11 protein-coding genes are annotated in these 17139 nt (G+C 34.7%); 4 read left to right on the forward strand and 7 right to left on the reverse strand.

Annotation, left to right across the window (positions count from 1 at the left end; all coding sequences use genetic code 11):
* Window positions 1–35 precede the first annotated feature (35 nt).
* From GSY47_RS03310 to GSY47_RS03325, 4 genes are all read right to left on the reverse strand, one after another.
* The gene (locus GSY47_RS03310) at window positions 36–1037 is read right to left on the reverse strand and encodes a DUF3078 domain-containing protein (protein ID WP_179003195.1); all 1002 of its coding nucleotides are present in this window, start codon (window positions 1035–1037) and stop codon (window positions 36–38) included.
* 31 nt (window positions 1038–1068) lie between these two features.
* Window positions 1069–2856, reverse strand: coding sequence for a 1-deoxy-D-xylulose-5-phosphate synthase (locus GSY47_RS03315; RefSeq protein WP_179003194.1), 1788 nt, complete (start codon window positions 2854–2856; stop codon window positions 1069–1071).
* A 67-nt stretch (window positions 2857–2923) separates the two neighbouring features.
* The gene (locus GSY47_RS03320) at window positions 2924–3778 is read right to left on the reverse strand and encodes a hypothetical protein (protein ID WP_246611249.1); all 855 of its coding nucleotides are present in this window, start codon (window positions 3776–3778) and stop codon (window positions 2924–2926) included.
* A 6-nt stretch (window positions 3779–3784) separates the two neighbouring features.
* Window positions 3785–4555, reverse strand: coding sequence for a hypothetical protein (locus GSY47_RS03325; protein WP_179003193.1), 771 nt, complete (start codon window positions 4553–4555; stop codon window positions 3785–3787).
* 61 nt (window positions 4556–4616) lie between these two features.
* Here GSY47_RS03325 and GSY47_RS03330 point away from each other — a divergent pair, with 61 nt between their 5' ends.
* On the forward strand, window positions 4617–5060 hold the full coding sequence (locus GSY47_RS03330) for a nucleoside deaminase (protein WP_179003192.1): 444 nt from the start codon (window positions 4617–4619) through the stop codon (window positions 5058–5060).
* Between the two features lie 8 nt (window positions 5061–5068).
* On the opposite strand, the gene GSY47_RS03335 is transcribed toward GSY47_RS03330, so the two are convergent.
* Entirely contained in the window at window positions 5069–5596 is a 528-nt protein-coding gene (locus GSY47_RS03335) for a hypothetical protein (RefSeq protein WP_179003191.1), read from the reverse strand.
* Between the two features lie 343 nt (window positions 5597–5939).
* Between GSY47_RS03335 and GSY47_RS03340 the strand changes: the two genes are divergently transcribed.
* From GSY47_RS03340 to GSY47_RS03350, 3 genes are all read left to right on the forward strand, one after another.
* Window positions 5940–11627, forward strand: coding sequence for an alpha-2-macroglobulin family protein (locus GSY47_RS03340; RefSeq protein WP_179003190.1), 5688 nt, complete (start codon window positions 5940–5942; stop codon window positions 11625–11627).
* Window positions 11628–11756: 129 nt separating this feature from the next.
* Window positions 11757–14132 (forward strand): penicillin-binding protein 1C, encoded by a 2376-nt coding sequence (gene pbpC, locus GSY47_RS03345; RefSeq protein WP_179003189.1) that lies wholly within the window; start codon window positions 11757–11759, stop codon window positions 14130–14132.
* Window positions 14133–14149: 17 nt separating this feature from the next.
* On the forward strand, window positions 14150–14554 hold the full coding sequence (locus tag GSY47_RS03350) for a hypothetical protein (protein WP_179003188.1): 405 nt from the start codon (window positions 14150–14152) through the stop codon (window positions 14552–14554).
* Window positions 14555–14758: 204 nt separating this feature from the next.
* Here GSY47_RS03350 and GSY47_RS03355 read toward each other — a convergent pair whose 3' ends face one another.
* Both GSY47_RS03355 and GSY47_RS03360 read right to left on the reverse strand, forming a co-directional pair.
* The gene (locus tag GSY47_RS03355) at window positions 14759–16303 is read right to left on the reverse strand and encodes an Rne/Rng family ribonuclease (protein ID WP_109191684.1); all 1545 of its coding nucleotides are present in this window, start codon (window positions 16301–16303) and stop codon (window positions 14759–14761) included.
* 410 nt (window positions 16304–16713) lie between these two features.
* Window positions 16714–17004 (reverse strand): HU family DNA-binding protein, encoded by a 291-nt coding sequence (locus tag GSY47_RS03360; RefSeq protein WP_007805026.1) that lies wholly within the window; start codon window positions 17002–17004, stop codon window positions 16714–16716.
* Between the last annotated feature and the right edge of the window lie 135 nt (window positions 17005–17139).

Raw genomic sequence — 17139 nt, forward strand, 5'->3', positions numbered from 1 at the left:
TAAAAGATGCTTTTTTTTATAGCTGTTACTTTAATTTATTTGAAAGCATAAACCAGACCAACTCCAAGTACTTGTCTTAACTGCATTCTTGGTCCGTCGTTTACTTGAGTTTTTGCTCCTGTAGTAGGATCTACAACATCTTTTTTGGTTTTAATATCATCGTCATAAATCAAGTGAACTCCAATATTAGCTTTTACATACGCATTTACAACAAGATCTAAACGGGTATCATAATCGATATCGACATTTCCGAATTTATTTAGATAATCAGTATATAAACTTAATCTGTTTTCGTAGAAAACGTTTTTATAGATTTCATTTTTCATGTAAGCGGTGAAAAGGATACCAAATTCGGCTTTTACCTTTTGACCTTCCTCAATTAAAATCTGCTGTGTAGGATCTAGCGGATCAGGTGCATATACCGCTTTCTTAACCCCGAAAGAACCTTGATTTGCAAGATATTGATCTAATACTAAAGTAGTTTTTAACGTAATTGGAGAGAAATAAAACACTCTGTTTTTAGCTTTATTGGCATTCTCCGCTCCGGCTCCCAAAAAGATATAGGCTGGAGCAAAAGGTTTAGAGATTGCAACATCTCTGTTTGGATAATTATAACCGTTTGTAAACTGAGTGTTGAAATTTAATTTTGACGAGTAGTACCAGTTTGAAGCTGTGTCTTTTCTAAACCCGTAAGTCGAGTTAAACTGGAGAGCGTCGTCAGTTTTTCTTAACTCTGTTCCATCTTGTTTGTTTAAACCATATTTTACAATAAGTTCGTTAACCCATTTATGGTTTTTCTTTATATAAGTTCGTCCAAATTCTCCTTTAAATAAACCTGAAATAGAGCTGGTTCCCCCGGCACTCCAGTTTACAAAAGCAATTTCGGAAATATCAAAACCCAGCTGATTCTTTTTTGACCAATTGGAAGGCGGTTTTGGCGCCTGATTCGGACTCAAAGTCGTTTGTATAATCTGAGAAAAACTGCTCGAGGCACATAAAAGTAAAAATAATAAAAGGGTAGAACGCAATAATTTCATTAGGTAATTTTTTTTTGGTATCGCAAAATAATTATTTTGAACGGTTAGAAAAAAGGTTTACTAAACTTTTAACGTCAACTTTACAGATTTGTTGCAGCTGGTTTACTGTTCCATGCTCGATAAATTCATCTGGAACTCCCATAATTTCAATCTCATTTTTGAAATTATTAGATGCTGCAAACTCCAAAATTGCACTTCCAAATCCACCATTTTTAACTCCGTCTTCAATTGTAATGATATGTTTGAAAGTTGAGAAAATAGTTTCTAATGTATTGATGTCTAATGGTTTAATAAAACTAAAATTGTAATGGGCAATAGTTTCCGAATTGGTAGAATCTTTCAAAGCCTCAATAACATTATTCCCAATTGTTCCGGCCGACAGAACAGCAATTTTCGTACCATCTTTTAGGCATTTTGCCTCTCCGATTTTAATTTTTTCATAATGTCTGAAATTTTCTACTTCCCAATTTGGAATTACACCTCGTCCTCTCGGATATCGAATGGCAATAGGATGATTTAATTCTAATTGAACAGTGTATAAAATGTTTTGGAGTTCGATTTCGTTAAGCGGTGCATAAATCATCATGTTTGGAATCGAACGCAGGTAGGCAATATCAAAAACGCCATGATGCGTTGCGCCATCTTCGCCTACTAAACCAGCACGATCTAAGCAGAAAATAACAGGTAAATCTTGTAAAGCCACATCATGAATAACCTGATCATAGGCGCGCTGCAAAAAGGTTGAATAAATATTGCAATAGATAATCATGTCTTGAGTCGCCATTCCAGCAGCAAGCGTTACGGCGTGCTGTTCGGCAATTCCAACGTCAAAAGCACGTTCCGGCAATTCGTCCATCATAAATTTCAATGAACTTCCAGAAGGCATTGCTGGAGTGATTCCGATTATTTTTTCATTCTTTTTGGCCAAATCCAAAATGGTTAAACCAAAAACATCCTGATATTTAGGCGGAAGATTTTCTTCTGATTTTAAATGAATTTCTCCAGTTGAAGCGTCGAATTTTCCAGGCGCGTGATATTTCACCTGATTTTCTTCAGCCTGTTGTAAACCTTTTCCTTTTATAGTAACAATATGAAGGAATTTCGGTCCTTTTATCTTTTTTAATCGGTTTAATTCTTTAATTAATTTTGGAAGATCATGTCCGTCAATTGGTCCTGAATAATCAAAATTTAAAGATTTTATGATGTTGTTCTGTCTCGGATTTTTGCCGTTTTTAACAGCAGTAAGATATTTTTTTAAGGCACCAACGCTTGGATCAATTCCAATTGCATTATCATTTAAAATGACAAGAATGTTAGCATCTGTAACTCCAGCGTGATTTAAACCTTCAAAAGCCATTCCGCTGGCGATAGAAGCATCACCAATAACTGCAATATGTTCTTTGTCTAAATCGCCTTTTAATTTAGAGGCAATAGCCATTCCAAGGGCTGCAGAAATAGAAGTAGATGAATGTCCGACACCAAAAGTATCGTAAACACTTTCTGCTCTTTTGGGAAAACCAGAAATTCCGTCCAATTGTCTGTTCGTGTAGAAATTTTCTCTTCTTTCGGTTAAGATTTTATGACCATAAGCCTGATGACCTACATCCCAAACCAACAAATCTTCGGGAGTATTAAAAACATAATGAAGTGCAATTGTCAATTCGACAACGCCCAAACTAGCGCCCAAATGCCCTTCTTTTACCGAAACCACATCAATAATAAATTGGCGTAATTCCTGCGCAACCTGAGTAAGCTGTTCTTCTTTTAAAAGACGTAAATCGGCTGGATTATATATGTTGGAAAGTAAATCGCTTTTCATTGTAAGGAAAAAAGCAAATTTACGGTTTTAAATTTAATTTCAGCGACGAGATATGTTATAGGAATTACTATTGCAGCGTAATAGGTAAAGAATATTGTCTTTTTACTTTTTTGCCGTCAGATTGTCCCGGCTGCCATTTGGGACATAATTTTAAAACCCGGATAATTTCATTTTCCAGTGCCTGATCAACGGCTGGTGAACATTCCAAAAAAGAGACAGAGCCATTTTTTTCCACCGCAAAAGCGAGTCTAGTACTTGTGGTATTAGAATTTTCGGGTCTCTTAAATTCTTTTGCAAAAAAGGTATAAAATTGATCAATACCGCCAGGGAATTCTGCATTAGTTTCAGAAACTATTTCACCACTAACATAAATTGGTTTCTCTATTGAGGCGTTTTTTTTGCCATTAGTTTTATCTGATTTTGATTTGCTGTCGTCGACTGGTTTTACAAATTTAACCTGATCTGTTTTGGGTGGTGGCGGAGGAGGTACAACAGCTTGTTTTGTACTGTTTTCATCGATAGCTGGTTCTCCAACAGCTATATGTGAGCTTGCATCTGAATCTTTTACCACTTCAACTTTGTCAATTTTTTGTTTTTGTCCGTCTTTATTTTGACAGCTAAACAAGGTATTTCCCATAGCTATGAATAAGGCTAAAAGAAACATTTTATAATAATTGGGTTGCGTATACAAAACTTTGCTTGGAATTTGAATTGTTATAGTATCTAACTGTGATTTTCTAAATCGGCCACAAATTTTGCCATTTTTATTTTGAATAAAAAAATGCTGCATTTCCTCTGGGAGCATAGAAGTAAAATCAACAACCGTTTTAGAGCAACTCATACAGAAACGACCATTTTCATTTGGTTTCATTTTGTTCCAATCTTCATGACAGGGTTCAGGTATGGTTATTTTATATTTCATTCTTTCTTACTTAAATGGAATTTGCAAAGTGTAAGTGGAGCGAACAATTCGATTTTTTCGTTTACCTGGAATCCATTTTGGCATTTTTTCTAAAATTCCGATAATATCTTTTTCACTTGCCGAAGTTGTATTTTTAAGTATATTAAAATTACTTAGACTTCCGTCGCCTTCAATTACAAATAAAATGGATATTTCTCCTTGTTTTGCAGTGGTAAGATTTTTTGAAAAATTAGATTTGAATTTTTTTATTCCGTTTTTTGGAACAGATGCAACGTCTAAATCATTAGAATTGTAAATAACCCCGTAATTTCCAGATTGAGGTTCTTCTTGTCCAGATTGAGAATGTTCTTCGTCGTTTAATTCATTTACAGGCATCAAAATAACTCCAGTAGTAACATGTTGTTCTGGTTTGGCATCTTCTACAACTTCAACTTTATCTATTTTTTGTTTATTTCCGTCCTTGTCCTGACAGCTAAACAATGTATTGCCCATAGTTATGAAAAGTGCTAATAAAAATATTTTTCGATAAGGAACTTGGCCGTATAATATTTGAGAAGGAATCTGAATATTTATTTCACTTAACTGTTCATTTTTAAGTCTTCCACAGACATTTTTATGCGAAATAAAATACTGTTGAATTTCCTCTGGAAGCATTGACGTAAAATCCACAACTGTTTTAGAACAGCTCAAACAAAATCGGCCATTTTCATTTGGTGTCATTTTATCCCAGTTTTCATGGCAAGGTTCCGGAATTGCTATTTTGTATTTGTTTTCCATAAGTGATATCAAAAATTAAATGTAATAAAAAATACGACGTAAAAATCTTATTTTTGCAACTATGATAAATCCTTTTACCGACGAATATTTTATGAAAAAAGCTTTGCAGGAAGCTGAAATGGCTTTTGAAAAAGGCGAAATTCCTGTTGGAGCTGTAATTGTTGTGGCTGATAAAGTTATTGCAAGAAGTCATAATTTGACAGAATTACTGAATGATGTAACGGCACATGCTGAAATGCAATCTATAACTGCCGCTGCAAATTTTCTTGGTGGAAAATATTTAAAAGATTGTACCCTTTACGTAACACTTGAACCTTGCCAAATGTGTGCAGGAGCTTTATATTGGAGCCAGATTTCTAAAATTGTTTTTGGAGCTAGAGACGAACAACGCGGATTTCTAAACATGGGAACAAAACTGCATCCAAAAACGACTGTGGTTTCGGGCGTTATGGCCAATGAAGCTGCTGATTTAATGAAACGTTTTTTTCTCGAAAGACGTAAGTAGTTTCTCTTCTAAAACAAATACATCATGTAAGTGGTTACAAAGGCCATGAATGAATTAAAACAGATGATGTTATAGAAGGCATTTTCAGAGACTGCTTTTTTGGAGAGAAGTATTTTTAGGCTTATGGCTATTGAGAAAAGAAGTATAGCATAACAGTAAAAAATAATTCCATTAAAGCCAGTAGTCACATAATCTGAATAATCTTCATGTTTTGATTTGACATTTGTAATGGTATCGAACAATAAAGAGTGTTTAATCTCTACATTATTTTCTTCAATGAACTTTTTTTGGGTAGCAAAATGCAATCCGTTTTTAGTGAGAAACTGATAAGAAATATTTTGTTTTCCAGTACGGTTTTTACCACTCATTTTCCTTACTGCATAATGAGTAATAACATCATTTGTAACGGTCTTAGGCAACAAATAATAATCAATAAAAGAGATAGAAATTAAGAGAGTTATCAAATACAAGATATTGATAACCTTCTTTTTATTGTTGGTTACAAATTTCTTTTCTGTAAAACTTCTTTCTTGCATTCGCTCTATTTTGATTCTGTGCGAATATACTGTTTTATATACAATATGAAGTAAAATAGTCTTTTAAGAATGATTGTCCTAGCCCAGATAGAAGCGGCATCCTTTTTATCCGCTTTTTTGCGGATGAAAAGATATAGCGGATAGCTGGAATAAGCTCCTGAATACCTCTACAATACATTAGAAGCTTCAACAAAAGTTAAATAATCAATGTAGAGAATTTTCTTCTTAAATAATTCAAAAAATAATTTACTTTTATTGTAATATAATTTGTAGTTTACTGTTATGAATTTTAGCGGTAAATGACATTATTTTTTATTTGTTAACCAATTAACTCTAGATAAAAGTGAAAGTAAAAGGTTTAGCTCTCGTATTTTTTGTGTTTTTTATTTTTCAATCCTGTGGCAGAAAATCGGCTGCGGACTTCAATTCGGATTTTTCATTATTCAAAGATTACATTACCAGTTTCACAGGCGGAATCGTTTCGGCAGATTCAGATATTCGTGTGGTTTTGGCTTTTGATAAAAATGATTGGAAGCCCAATCAGGAATTAGATGACGATTTATTGGATATTTCGCCAAGTGTAAAAGGAAAAATCGTTGCGCTTTCGACCAATACCTTAGCTTTTATTCCCGAGAAAAAACTAAAAATGGGAACAGAATATCAAGTTACTTTAAACCTTGATAAACTGACTGCTATTCCAAAAGAGAAAGAAAAGGAACTTTCCAAATTCAATTTTACAGTTAAAACGGTAAAACAGGATTTTACGATCAATACAGGCGATATTCAATCCTACAGCAAGGAATATCAATATTTAAACTGTGTTTTAAAAACAGCAGATAATATTGATTTGGAAACTGCCCAAAAGCTGGTTGAGGCCAAACATAATGGAAATAACCTTAAAATTAAGTTTGAGAAAACAAATGGACCAGCTAAAGAATTTCGTTTTATAATTGACAGTATTCAACGTCAATCAGAAGCTTCAAACTTAGAGATTATTTATTACGGAAGTGATTTTGATATTGACCAGAAAGGAAAAATCGATTTCCCGATCACGAGTATCAACGAATTTAAAGTGATTAAAGTTGAAGTTCCAGACGGAAACAATCAACAGGTTTTAATTAATTTTTCCGAGCCTTTGGAAAAAGGGCAGGATTTTGCTGGATTAGTTTCGATTCAAAATACGAATAATCTAAAGTTTTCAACTCAGGGAAATTTACTGAAAGTATATTTTACCAATCAAAATGCAGCTAAAAAAGAAGAACCAGTTGCAGTCGCTGTTACAGAACCAGTTGCGGTTGCAGTAGATTCAGCTGCTGTTGTGGTTGATTCAGCAGCAGTTGCAGTAGATTCAGCAGCCGCAGTTGTAGAAGAAGCTGTTGAATATGTTCCTGATGAAGAACCGGAACAAGTTGTTACAGGAGAATTATTATTGGAAGTTTTTCAAGGAATTGAAAGCCAGTATGGCAAGAAAATGGAGAATAATTATTCTGAAAAAATCTCTTTTGATCAGATAAAACCAAATATCCGCTTTGTTAAAAACGGAACGATTCTGCCAAGTTCCAACAATCTAAAACTAAATTTTGAAGCCGTAAACTTAAGTGCTGTTGATGTAAAAGTGTATAAAATTTACAAAAACAATATACTTCAGTTTTTGCAGTACAACGAATTAAACGGCGGGCAAAATCTTAAAAAAGTAGCACAGCCAATTGCTAAAACTACGCTCAATTTAAGAGAAAGCACGCTAGTCAATCTATCAAAATGGAATACGTATGCTTTAGATTTATCTAAAATCATCAAACCAGAACCAGGAGCGATTTATAGAGTAGAGTTTGTCTATAAAAAGAAATATTCGCTTTATAAATGTGAAACATCTGATGGAAATGATGATGAAGCAGAAGAGGAAGAAGTAGATGAAAATGATGTAAACTACAGCGGCAACTCTTACGATGATTATTACTATTATGATGACTATGATTGGCGAGAAAGTCAAGATCCTTGCACAGGTTCGTATTATTATAATGCGAGAATTGCGACCAATATTTTAGCTTCAGATTTAGGGGTTATTGCGAAACGAGGCGAGAACAAATCGTATTTATTTGCTGTAAATAATATCGTTACAACTGAACCAGTTTCAAATGCAAGAGTGGATTTATATAATTTCCAACAACAGAAAATAGCATCAGAAGCGACAAGCAGTGAAGGAATTGCTTCTTTCCAATTAGACAAATTCGCCTATTTTGCTATTGTGACTTTGGGAGACCAATCGACTTACGTGAAATTAGATGACGGACTTTCATTATCTGTTAGTAATTTTGATGTTGCCGGCGAGACTTTACAAAAAGGGCTTAAAGGATTCATTTATGGAGAAAGAGGCGTTTGGCGTCCGGGAGATAATTTGTATTTGTCTTTCATTTTAAATGATGCTGCGAATAAACTTCCAAAATCACATCCAATTAAATTTAGATTAAATGATCCGAATGGAAAAACAGTTTATCAAACGGTTCAAAAAACAAACGATTTAAATCATTATGCCTTTATAGTGCCGACAAATCAAGACGCTCCAACAGGAAATTGGGAAGCTATGGTAAGTGTCGGTGGCGCTAAGTTTTATAAGAGTATTAAAATCGAAACGATTAAGCCAAATCGTTTAAAAATCAAAAATACATTTAGCAGAAAAAACCTTTCGGCTTCTTACCTAAATACAGATAATCTGGAAGTAACTTGGCTTCATGGTGCGATTGCGAAAAACCTGAATGTAGAAATGCAGGCTAAATTTTCGCAGCAAAGCACTACTTTTAAAGGATATGATAAATATACATTTGATGATATAACACGTCAGTTTAGTACAGAAGAAATCAATGTTTTCTCCGGAAAATTAAACGAAAGCGGAAAAGCTTCTGTAAATATTCAGCCAAGACTACAAGGACAGGCTCCAGGAATGCTTCGCGCTGCTTTTATTACAAAAGTGTATGAAGAAGGAGGTGATTTTAGCACCGATGTTATGTCAACAACTTATTCGCCGTACCAAACGTATGTCGGATTAAAAACACCTGAATTAAACAAGTATAATATGCTTGAAACCAGAACGAACAACCGTTTTGATGTGGTAACTGTAGATGAAAACGGAAGGCCAAAAGCAGTGAGAAATCTGGAGGTTAGAATTTACAAAGTAGATTGGAGATGGTGGTGGGATTCATCAAGTGATAATTTGTCGAATTACAATTCATCAAATTCAACAACAGCTTATAAATCGATTGTAATAAATACCGATTCAAGCGGAAAAGGAAGCTTTCAATTTGCTTTAACCGATGAAGAATGGGGACGTTATTTAATTCGTGTTGAAGACACAAACGACGGTCATGCAACTGCTCTAACCGTAAATATCGATTGGCCGATCTGGTCTGGAAAAACACGTAACAGAGATGCTTCAACAGCTAATATGTTAGTTTTTTCTACTGATAAAAAGAATTATGCCGTTGGAGAAAAAGCTCAGATTTCTTTCCCTTCTAGTGAAGGCGGACGTGCCTTGATTTCTGTTGAAAATGGCTCAAGAGTGGTACAAACCATTTGGGTAGAAACAAAAAAAGGAGAAACAAAAGTTGAGGTTCCAATTACTGGAGCAATGGCGCCAAATGTTTATTTTAATATTACATTGCTGCAGCCTCACGCGACAACTAAAAACGATTCGCCAATTCGTATGTACGGAATTGTTCCAATTGAAGTGGTGGATAAAAACACGATTTTGGCACCAACTCTTAACATGCCTGATGTATTAAGACCAGAACAGCCGTTCACAGTAAAAGTGGGAGAAAAATCAGGTAAAGAAATGACGTATACGATTGCGGTTGTTGATGAAGGTCTTTTGGATTTAACCCGTTTTAAAACACCAAATGCATGGGATAGTTTCTATGTTCGTGAGGCACTTGGAGTAAAAACCTGGGATGTTTATGATGATGTGATTGGTGCTTATGGCGGAAAAATAAACCAGATTTTCAGTATTGGAGGTGATCAGGATTTAGGTGGCGGAAAAGCTAAAAAAGCCAACCGTTTCAAACCAGTGGTATTGTATTATGGACCATTTAAATTAGGAAAAGAAGAAACGAAATCACACGAATTAAAACTCCCAAAATATATTGGTTCGGTTCGAACAATGGTGGTAGCGGGAGATGCAAATACAAGCGCTTACGGAAGTGTAGAAAAAGCAACACAGGTTAAAAGTCCGCTGATGGTATTGGCTTCGTTACCTAGAAAGATTTCGCCATCAGAAAAAGTGACACTTCCGGTTACGGTTTTTGCAACTGAAAATAAAATTAAAAACGTAACAATTCAGCTAAAAACAAGTAACGGATTGAAAGTAGCAGGAAGTGCTGTTCAGAAACTGAATTTTGCACAGCCTGATGAAAAAATGGCGTATTTTAATTTGGTAGTAGGTGCTGCAACTGGAATTGCAAAAGTGCAGGTTGTAGCAACATCAGGAAGTGAGAAATCGACTTATGATGTTGAAATCGATATGACGAATCCGAATCCAGTTACGAGTACTTTTACAGATGTTGTTTTATCTCGAAATAGTGCCAAAACAATTTCATGGAAAACTTTTGGTATTGCCGGAAGTAACAAAGCAAGATTAGAAGTTTCGTCAATGCCATCGATGAATTTGAATGGAAGATTACAGTTCTTAATTCAATATCCGCATGGTTGTGTAGAACAGACTACTTCTTCGGTTTTTCCTCAATTGTACTTAAGCGACGTGGCTGATATTGATGCGAAACGCAAGGATTTGATTCAGAAAAACATTGCAGCGGGAATTGCGAGATTAGGGAATTTCCAATTATCAAACGGCGGACTGCCTTACTGGCAGGGAAATGCAATTGCAGATGATTGGGGAACTTCTTATGCTGGACATTTTTTAATTGAGGCAGAGAAAAAAGGATATGTATTGCCAATTAATTTCAAATCAAAATGGTTATCATATCAGCAGAAAGAAGCGAAACAATGGCGTTTTGAGCTTAAATATGGAAATGATTTAGCTCAGGCTTATAGATTATACACTTTGGCTTTAGCAGGAAGTGCCGATTTATCTTCAATGAACAGATTGCGTGAAACAAAAGGAATTTCGAACGAAAGTATGCTTCGTTTGGCTGCGGCTTATGTTTTGGCAGGGCAAAAATCGGCTGGACAAAGTTTGTTCTTGAAAACTAGTATTGATGGAAGTTCAGATGGCTACAGTTATTACTATTATGGTTCCAGCGAAAGAAACAGGGCTATGGCTTTAGAAACAATGCTTCTTTTAGATCAGAAACAAAAAGCATTTGTAACAGCTTCTAAATTAGCTAAAGAAATGTCGGCTAACCAGTGGATGAGTACGCAGACAACGGCTTATTGTTTGTATGCAATGTCGAAATTTGCGGTTAGCAATGGCCCGAAAGGAATTAATATTCAGTTTAGTAAAAACGGAAAAGGCGAGACGATAAATACTGGCAAATCAGTTGCAGATCGTAGTTTGTCTGTTGCTTCTGGCACAAACAGTATTACGTTGAAAAACAATAAAGCCAACACTGTTTATGTTCGCATATTGAATACAGGAATATTGCCAATTGGTCAAGAAAATGCAGTTCAAAGTGATGTTACGGCTTCTATTGTTTTCAAAAATAGAAAAGGAAGTGTAATCAATGTTTCAAGAATTAATCAAGGAACTGAATTCGTTGCCGAGGTTACCGTTAAAAATCAAAGAGGAGAAAGTGTTCAAAATGTGGCGTTATCACAGATTCTGCCATCAGGATTCGAAATTGTAAACACTCGTTTCACAGATTACGGAGATGCTGTAAACAACATCGCTGATTATATTGATATTCGCGATGATAGAACGAATTTCTATTTCGGAATGAAAGCTAGAGAAACAAAAGTTTTCCGAATTTTGTTGAACGCATCGTATTTAGGAAATTATTATTTGCCTGGATTACAATGCGAAGCGATGTATGACAATACATTCTTGGCACGAACAAAAGGTTTCTGGGTTGAAGTTGTTAAATAAAGTCTCCCGCGGATTTTGCAGATCAAGCAGATAAAAATAAAAATCTGCACAATCTGCGGAATCTGCGAGTAAAAAACTTAGCGAACTTTGCGAATAACTTAGCGTCTTTGCGGTTAAATAATTACTACGTTGAAAAATAAATTAAAAGCGTTTTTCCAACGCATCATAAACTGGATAAAAAGAAACAAAATAAAATCAGCAATTGCCTTTGTGCTCTTGCTGATTTACTATTTTTCGATACCTCGAACTTTATTTAAAGAACCGTATTCGACTGTTATTGAAAGTAAAGAAGGAGAACTTCTTGGGGCTAAAATTGCCCGCGACGGACAATGGCGTTTTCCTGCGCAAGACAGTGTTCCTGATAAATTCAAAAAGTGTATTGTATATTTTGAAGACGAATATTTCTATAAACATCCCGGTTTTAATCCCGGAGCGATGATAAATGCTTTTAAACAAAATAAGAAAGCGGGAAAAGTAGTCAGAGGAGGAAGTACATTAACACAGCAAGTTATCCGATTATCAAGAAAAGGAAAAAACAGAACTTATTTTGAAAAAATCATCGAAATAATTCTTGCCACTCGATTAGAATTAGGGTATTCCAAAGATCAGATTCTCGAAATGTACGCGGCGCATGCACCATTTGGGGGAAATGTTGTTGGACTGGAAATGGCTTCATGGCGTTATTTTGGTGTCCAGTCGAATCAATTATCTTGGGCAGAAAATGCGGTTTTGGCCGTTTTGCCGAACGCGCCAAGTTTAATTTATCCTGGAAAAAATCAGATAAAATTACTGAATAAACGCAACAGACTCTTATTAAAACTACATCAGGAGGGCATAATTGACAAGCAGACATACGAACTTTCAATAGAAGAACCATTACCTCAAAAACCTTATGATCTGCCTCAAATCGCGCCTCATTTATTGCAGAGAGTGGCTAAAAGTGAAGAAGGAACAAGAGTAAAAACTACGATTGATTACGCTTTGCAAAATCGCGTTAATCAAATTGCGAGATATTATTACAATCAGTACAAGCAGAATGAAGTTCATAATCTGGCTATTTTGGTAATTGATGTTCAAAGCAGAAATGTAATGAGCTATGTTGGGAATTCTCCGGCAGACAGTGATCATCAAAAAGATGTAGATATTATCGATGCACCAAGGAGCACAGGAAGTATCTTGAAACCCCTTTTGTACGGTGCGATGTTGGACGACGGCGAATTACTGCCTAATACTTTAGTGGCTGATGTTCCAACACAGATTTCGGGATATACACCTCAGAATTTCAATTTAACTTTTGATGGAGCTGTTCCAGCACATCGTGCATTATCTCGTTCGCTGAATATTCCCGCGGTTTTAATGCTTCAGGAATTTACTGTCAATAAATTTTATGAGGAATTGCAAAAGTTTAAATTGAAAAATATAAATAAAACGCCAGATCATTATGGCTTGTCACTTATTTTAGGTGGTGCCGAAAGTAATTTGTGGGATTTATGCAGAACCTACGCTAATTTATCTTCAACACTGAATTATTTTACTAAACATCAGGCGAAATACAGAGCCAATGAGTTTACCGAGTTAAACTATAAAAACGATTTTAAGTCCGATTTTGGATCAGAAACTACTCAGAAGAATATTCTAGGCGCAGGATCAATTTGGCTGACTTATAACGCAATGGAAGAGGTAAACAGACCAGAAGGAGATGAAGCGTGGAAATTTTATGACAGTTCATTGAAAATTGCATGGAAAACAGGAACCAGTTTCGGGAATAGAGATGCATGGGCAATCGGAACCAATTCGAGATATGTGGTTGGTGTTTGGGTCGGAAATGCAACTGGAGAAGGAAGACCGACTTTGACAGGAGTTACTAGTGCAGCACCTATTTTATTCGACGTTTTTAATGTACTGCCAAGGCAAAGATGGTTTGATACACCTTACAAAGATTTAGCCGAAGTTGAGGTTTGCCGTTTAAGCGGTTATCTAGCAAAGGATAATTGTCCGAAAATCAAACAATGGGTTGCTAAAAAAGGAAAATCGACTAAAGTTTGTCCGTATCACAGAACGATTCATTTAGATAAAACTGAACAATTTCAGGTCAACAGCAGTTGTGAAAATGTCGAAAACATTATAACGAAAAACTGGTTTGTACTGCCTCCGGTTATGGCTTGGTATTACAAAAGCCAGCATATAGAATATTTGCCATTGCCTCCGTTTAAAGAAGGATGTGAAGGAACGCAAACCACCACAATGGATTTTATTTATCCAAAAGCCAACAGTAAAATCTATCTGACAAAAGATTTTAATAGTAACGTTCAGCCTGTTATTTTAAAAGTGGCTTATTCTGAAAGAGATAAAGAATTGTTTTGGTATGTAGATGATGTTTATAAAGCTACAACCAAAACCTTTCATGAACTGCCTATTACCCCGACAACAGGAATACATTATATTACAGTTGTAGATGCTTCAGGAAATGAAATTAGACGAAAAATTGAAATTGTGAGAGAATAATTTTAGATATTTAGAATATGAAAATAATATATTTATACTCAGCAATTCTTTTTCTGGCAACAATTTTTAATTGTTATACAGATTTTGGATTTTCACTTGTATCAAAATCGGAAAAAATCACACTTTTATGGTTTTTTCTTTATAATATTATTTTGCCAATAAAATTAATGTCTTTTGTTTATGGCAAATATAAAGTCTCTTCCAATTTTTATAGATATAGTTTTTTTGCTGCTTTAGCGTATATGTTTAGTGTTTTGGTCTCTGGAATAAGTTTTTTTGACTTCAGAAAATTCATTTTATTAGGAGATGGAGAAACGAAGTATGTGCTGGGAGTGATTTATTTTATATCTTTTGTTTCTATAGTGAGTTCATTTTTATTCTTTCAAGTGAAAAATAGGATAAAAAAAACTTATGAAAACTAAATCCTAGCCCAGATAGAAGTGGAAATCCTTTTGTTTTTTCTTTAAAAAATAAAAGATTGAAACGGATAGCTGGAAATTGCTCTAAATAAAAAAATAACCACGAATTCACAAATTAAATTTTTTATAATAATTCGTGAATTTGTGGCTATTTAAAAAAAAAGCCACAAAAAAACCGCCAATCTCACGAAAGGCGGTTTTTGTTTTTTATTCTGAAATAACATTTCCTTTTTTATCATAGAAATGGTATTCTAAGTACGTGTAAGCGTCACGAGGTATGATTTTCACCCATTTCTTATGTTCAAAAAACCATTTTGAACGTAATGATGGAAAACCTTTACTGAGGTATGCAGCCACAAACGGATGTGTATTAAGCACAACTTTATTGTGGGTTTTTAAAAGTCTTTCTAAATCAGAGGTGATCTTGTCAATTATTAATATTGGCGCTTCAATTTCGCCATTGACTTTATTAGGATCTTCTTCTCTGGTCTTGATATTAACTTCTGGTCTTACGCGCTGTCTTGTAATCTGAACAAGTCCAAATTTACTTGGCGGTAATATTTTATGCTTTGCTTTATCGTCGCTCATTTCTTCTCGCAAGAAGTCGAACAAAACTTTCCTGTTTTCAGGATTAGACATATCGATAAAATCAACTACTATGATTCCGCCCATATCTCGAAGACGTAATTGTCTTGCGATTTCTGCAGCGGCAATCATATTAACTTCCATGGCTGTGTCTTCTTGGTTGGTCGCCTTATTGGAACGGTTTCCACTGTTGACGTCAATAACGTGCAACGCTTCAGTGTGTTCTATGATAAGATAAGCACCTTTACTCATGGAAACAGTTCGGCCAAATGAAGTTTTGATTTGTCTCTCTATATTGTATTTCTCGAAAATCGGAGTGTCATTTGATTGATAAAACTTAACAATCGATTGTTTTGAAGGTGCAATTTCTTGCAGATATTCCTTCGTTTGATGGTACAACTCTTCATCATCTATTTGAATACCGCTGAAGGTATCATTGAATACATCTCTTAATATTGAAGAAGCTCTGTTAAGCTCTCCTAATACTTTTGATGGATGATGAGCAGTTGGTAATTTTTTACACATTGCAGACCATCTGCCAAGCAGGTTCTGCAAATCTTTTTCTAATTCGGCTACGTTTTTGCCTTCGGCTACTGTACGAACAATAACACCAAATCCTTTAGGTTTGATCGATAGAACAAGTTTTTTTAGACGATCCTTTTCTTTTTTGTCTTCTATTTTTTGAGAAATAGAAACACGATCAGAAAAAGGAACTAGAACGATAAATCTTCCGGCAAGAGAAAGCTCAGCACTTATTCTTGGGCCTTTGGTTGATATAGGTTCTTTAACTACTTGAACTAAGACAGATTGATTGGCACTTAAAATATCAGTAATGATGCCATCTTTGTCAATCTCTTTTTCAAACTGAAAGGTTTTTAGGGAGAAATCTTTTAATTTACCTGCGCTTACAAGTTTTATGAATTTCAGCTGAGAAGCTAGATTTGGACCCAAATCGTGATAATGTAAAAAGGCATCTTTTTCGAAACCTACATTCACAAAAGCAGCATTTAGTCCGGCAACTGGTTTTCTGATTTTGGCGATAAAAATATCACCAACCTGAAAGTTGCTTTTTTCTTCTTCTTTATGTAATTCAATTAGTTTTCCATCTTTTAATAAGGCAAAATCTACTGCTTCAGAACTAGATCTAATGATTAATTCTTTATTCACACTGTAAATTTTTATCCGTGAATTGGTTGTCGGTTGTCTGTTGATAGTTGCTGGTAAATAAAACCAAAAACCAAAAACCAAAAACCATCAACTTCTACAAGGATGGATTAAACAATATTTTTAACAGGTATTAACCCGGAGGGAAAAGTTAAATTTCAATTTTTAAATTCCAAATTCCAATTGAAATCAATACTGATTTCTTAATTTTTGGATTTTGGATTTTATTTTTTGGAATCTTTGAAATTTCCCAAATTTCAATGAACGTTTAAAAAGAAAAAAGTAGTTTAAAACTACTTTTTCTTTTTGTGGCGGTTAGCTCTCGCTCTTTTCTTACGTTTGTGAGTAGCTACCTTATGTCTCTTTCTTTTTTTACCACTTGGCATATCGTGTCTGATTTATGTTAATTAATATTATTTTGCTTCGTTGTTCGTTTTTACTCCTTCTACAAAAACTTTTGCAGGTTTAAACGCAGGAATGTTGTGTGCTGGAATTTTAATAGTAGTGTTTTTAGAAATGTTTCTTCCAGTTTTTTCAGCTCTAGTTTTAACGATAAAACTACCAAAACCTCTAAGGTATACATTGTCTCCAGTTTCTAAAGAAGTCTTAACTTCTTCCATAAAAGTTTCTACTGTTGCTTGAACGTCTCCTTTTTCAAGACCTAGTTTCTCTGAAATCTTCGCTACGATATCTGCTTTCGTCATTTTCTTTCCTATTTTATTTTATAAATGGTGTACTATTTTTTTGAGTTTGCAAATATAGGAATTAAAAAAATAATTAATCAAGCTAATTCGTTAAATTTTAATTACATAAACATTTACTTTTGTATTCTAAGTATT

Origin of the sequence: Flavobacterium quisquiliarum, assembly GCF_019308285.1 — a bacterium.
GTDB lineage: Bacteria > Bacteroidota > Bacteroidia > Flavobacteriales > Flavobacteriaceae > Flavobacterium > Flavobacterium quisquiliarum.